Raw genomic sequence first — 212 nt, forward strand, 5'->3', positions numbered from 1 at the left:
TGACGTCGGGCGCGCAAGCGCGCCACAGGAATCGGACCGTCGGATGCGCTGCGCGTTCGCGATGCGAGACGTGTACCGGTGCGTCAGGCGTCGCGTGCGTCGGGACTATAGCCGAGTTCGTAAGACAGTTTCCGCGCGCATGCGCGCAGCGCGGTGTCGATCTCGCCGCCCCACGCGATGTCGAACGAGCCTTCCTGGCCGAGCGCGACGAG

The 212-nt window shown here is 68.4% G+C and carries 1 pseudogene; it reads right to left on the bottom strand.

Annotated features, from left to right (window positions below):
- Positions 1–83: 83 nt before the first annotated feature.
- Positions 84–212 (bottom strand): annotated as a pseudogene (locus G3N62_RS35760) (IclR family transcriptional regulator); the annotation flags it as partial.

This window comes from Burkholderia sp. Tr-20355 (assembly GCF_017104685.1).
GTDB classification, from domain to species: domain Bacteria; phylum Pseudomonadota; class Gammaproteobacteria; order Burkholderiales; family Burkholderiaceae; genus Burkholderia; species Burkholderia seminalis.